Annotated in this window: 3 protein-coding genes and 1 pseudogene; 1 reads left to right on the top strand and 3 read right to left on the bottom strand. The window is 52.3% G+C overall.

The genetic code is table 11. The features are described 5' to 3' along the window. On the bottom strand, window positions 1-196 hold a 196-nt coding region (locus IV91_RS19305; RefSeq protein ID WP_150112511.1), incomplete at its 3' end, for a hypothetical protein. Continuing rightward, window positions 180-1,373 (bottom strand): ATP-binding protein, encoded by a 1,194-nt coding sequence (locus IV91_RS0113580; protein WP_031599345.1) that lies wholly within the window; start codon window positions 1,371-1,373, stop codon window positions 180-182. The genes IV91_RS19305 and IV91_RS0113580, both read right to left, overlap by 17 nt. A gap of 280 nt (window positions 1,374-1,653) precedes the next feature. On the opposite strand from IV91_RS0113580, the gene IV91_RS0113575 reads away from it, so the two are divergent. After that, on the top strand, window positions 1,654-3,180 hold the full coding sequence (locus tag IV91_RS0113575) for a Fic family protein (RefSeq protein WP_035418382.1): 1,527 nt from the start codon (window positions 1,654-1,656) through the stop codon (window positions 3,178-3,180). Between the two features lie 223 nt (window positions 3,181-3,403). Here IV91_RS0113575 and IV91_RS16155 read toward each other — a convergent pair. Further along, window positions 3,404-3,533 (bottom strand): annotated as a pseudogene (locus IV91_RS16155) (transposase); the annotation flags it as partial.

Here is a 3,533-nt window from a genome sequence, read left to right as displayed (position 1 = left end):
CATCGGCAGAAAACGAAATATCGTCCACTTGCCAAGGCGATTGCAGGCCAAGCGCCATGCTAAATAAAGTTGTACTATTCATGACGGAATTATCGCACCACCCACTACAAATCACATAGAGCCATATTTTTGTTAGCGCAAAGTGGCGTAGAGGTGGGCGCAGATCCACTTGATTCCCATCAAGAGAACGCGTCACAAAAACTCGTCAGCTGCGTAGCCGCTGTGAGGGGATTCATCACCTCTATTCCGTCGCGCACGGGATAGGTTGCGTCCACTGGCGCGACCAAAAGCTTACGCGTGGCACCGACGTCGGCAGCGGCCAGGTGAAAACCTTTCGACACGGCAGGTGCTGATGAACGCTTGATTTCAATCACCCAAGTTTCACCATTGCGAAAGCTCATCACCAGATCAGCCTCGGCACCATGCGAAGTTCGGTAGAAACTGGCCTCGGCTTGGGACGCGGCGGCGATAAGTTGTTCGATGACAAACCCTTCCCAACTTGGCCCGGCTACCGGGTGACTCAGTATCGACTCCAAACTCTCCAAGCCAAGCAAGGCATGGGTAATGCCGCTGTCACGCACATAAACCTTGGGCGCGCGCACCAGCCGCTTGCCCACATTGCCATGCCAAGCGGGCAGGCGACGGATCAACATTAAATCGCACAACACATCAATGTAACGCGACACCGTCTGGCCACTCACGGCAAGCGACGCAGCGAGTTGCGACTGGTTGAGCAAACTACCCTGCAAATGAGCCAGCATGGTCCACAGACGACGCAGCGTTGTGGTCGGGATCTTCGGACCCAGCGCTGGAATGTCCCGCTCCAAATAGGTGGCGATAAATGCCTCGCGCCAGCGCAGACTGCTCGTTTCATCATGTGCCAACCAGGATAAAGGAAAGCCACCACGCACCCAAAGCGAGTTAAGTGCGGGTCCCGGCGCATCCGCGGGCAACACTTCACAGGCCTGGAAGGGCGTGAGTTCCAGTTGCGCAACCCGCCCAGCCAAACTCTCACTGGCCTGCTGCAGCAACACGCCAGTAGCAGAGCCAAGCAACAGGAATTGCCCTGACGCTTCACCGTCCCGGCGACGAATATCAATGACCCCACGCAGCACCGCAAACAATTCAGGTAAGCGCTGTACCTCATCCAGGATAACCAGCCGATTGCGCTGGGCAAGAAGAAAACTTTCAGGATCATCCATCTGCCGCTGAGCCGAGGGCAGCTCCAAATCAAGATAAATAGCATCACCGCGTCGGGCCATTTCGGCCAAAGCCAATGTGGTCTTACCTGCCTGGCGCGGCCCAATGAGCACCACTGCAGGAAACTGGGCCAGAAAAGTCAGGAGTTTCTTCTGTACATAACGAGGATTCATCCGTGTAATTTACCATGCATATAATTAATTTGCACGGTTGTTTTGAATTTTAATATGAAATCAGTATGGGAGCCTCTACGGTGGTTATCTCGAACCCATGTTCGGGTTGCGCGGGAAAACAGTCGGCAGGGATGGCGCACAGCGCCACCTCGCAAAATTGCTGCCTCCGGGGCTGTTGGCGCTGGTGGTTGGGCATGTAAATCAATCTATTTGCTATTATATTGACATAAATTAACGGTTAGCGCATTATTGTTGACATAAATCCTTGGTCTATCTCTCGATGCGCAAAAATATTGACACTCTTGCGACCCTGATTTTCAGTTCCGCCGAAGATCAGGCGAACGCACAACGCGTTTCCAGATTGGCTCGCGCTGGAAAATTGCGGGCAATTCATCGAGGCATCTACACCAGTGATCTGGAATCACCGCTTGAGCAAATCGTACGGCCCAACTGGCGCCAAATTGCCGAGCACCTTTATCCCGGATCGATTCTTGGCTATCGTTCTGCCCAGGAAGGCAAGCCCGATTCAGAGGGGCGTATTTTTCTGGTTCAAGGCAATCGGGCACGACGCATTGAATTGCCCGGCCTGACATTGATGATCATCCCTGGTCCCGGCCCAATTTCAGGGAGGGAAGCGGCACTGAATGACACACCCTACGGCAAGCTGTTTGTTTCGTCCGAAGCTCGCCGTCTTCTGGAAAATCTTTATACGGGTCGAGATGCCGCAATACGAACGATGGGACGTGCTTGGGTCGAGTCGCAACTTAGTCGGCTTTGCACACTGCGCGGCGAGCACAAGGTCAACGACCTGCGAGATGCTACCCGTCAATTGGCAGAGATACTGGGAATGGATGCCCAGTTCAAAGCTCTGAACAGCATCGTCTCAGCATTGATGCGAACCGGCGATGCTGGGCGCCTGGGTGCTGTCGATGCACTCGCTCGTGCTGCAGGAAAGCCGTACGACCCTGATCGCCTGATAATATTCGATGCGCTGTTTACAGAGCTTCGACAATCCTTCCCTCATGTGCCCGATCCAACAACATCCGGATTGAGCACTACCAACTTCTCCTTCTTTGAAGCCTATTTCTCCAACTACATTGAAGGCACAACCTTCACGGTGGAAGAGGCCAGCGAAATTATTTTTGAAGGCAAGATAATCGAGAAACGTTCTGAGGATTCGCATGATGTGCTCGGTACTTATCAGGCCATCACTCGACAACCTTTCCGGTCAAACCCGCCGGGCAATGAGGATGAATTTTTGGAATGGCTGAAACTCGCCAACCATAGGGTGTTATCCAGCCGCCCAGATAAAAATCCAGGGCAATGGAAAGAAAAACTCAATCAAGCAGGCTCCACATTATTTGTTCATCCGGAATTGGTACAGGGTACCCTGCGTGAAGGATTCAAACGCGTTGCGCTACTGGAAGATCCATTGGCCCGAGCATTGATGGCGATGTTTGTTATAACTGAGGTACATCCCTTTGGGGATGGTAATGGTCGAACCGCCAGACTAGCCATGAATACCTATCTGACTCAAGCATCTGCTTGTCGAATCATTATCCCGACGGCATATCGCGAAGACTATTTGCTACCCCTCAAAGCGCTATCCAGAAATACCGATCCAATTCCATTCGTCCGTTCAATGACTCGCATCCAGGCATGGTCGGCTGCTTTTGACTACAGTAACTTCCAAAATACCTGGAAGCAGATGGCTGAGTGCAATGCTTTTTCCGATGACATAGGCCAGCACAAGCTGCTTCATCCTCACGAGATACGCAACCTTGTTGACAAAACAAGCAACCGATAAACCGCCTTGATGACAGAGTAGTAACTTAATGCAATAGCATATGCCATTCTGTGCTATAACTATCTGATTTGACTGGTCGGGGCGAGAGGATTCGAACCTCCGCCAAAACAAGGCATGACGAACCATGCCTAGCAAATACGCCTTACTTGGCGCGGCCTACTCGTCATGCTTCGGCATAATTCGCCACACGATAGCCACAAAAACGCCACAAGAACGCCACAAAATTTACCAGTACGGACACCGCCAGCTTGGGCGGATACTCCACCAACAGATGCACATGATTGTCCTCCCCATCCATTTCCACTAGGGACGCTTCCATGTCTTCGCAGACCTTGCCGAACATCCGGCGCATC

This window comes from Ferrovum myxofaciens (assembly GCF_000735045.1).
GTDB classification, from domain to species: domain Bacteria; phylum Pseudomonadota; class Gammaproteobacteria; order Burkholderiales; family Ferrovaceae; genus Ferrovum; species Ferrovum myxofaciens.
This window is presented reverse-complemented; position numbering and strand designations above follow the sequence as displayed.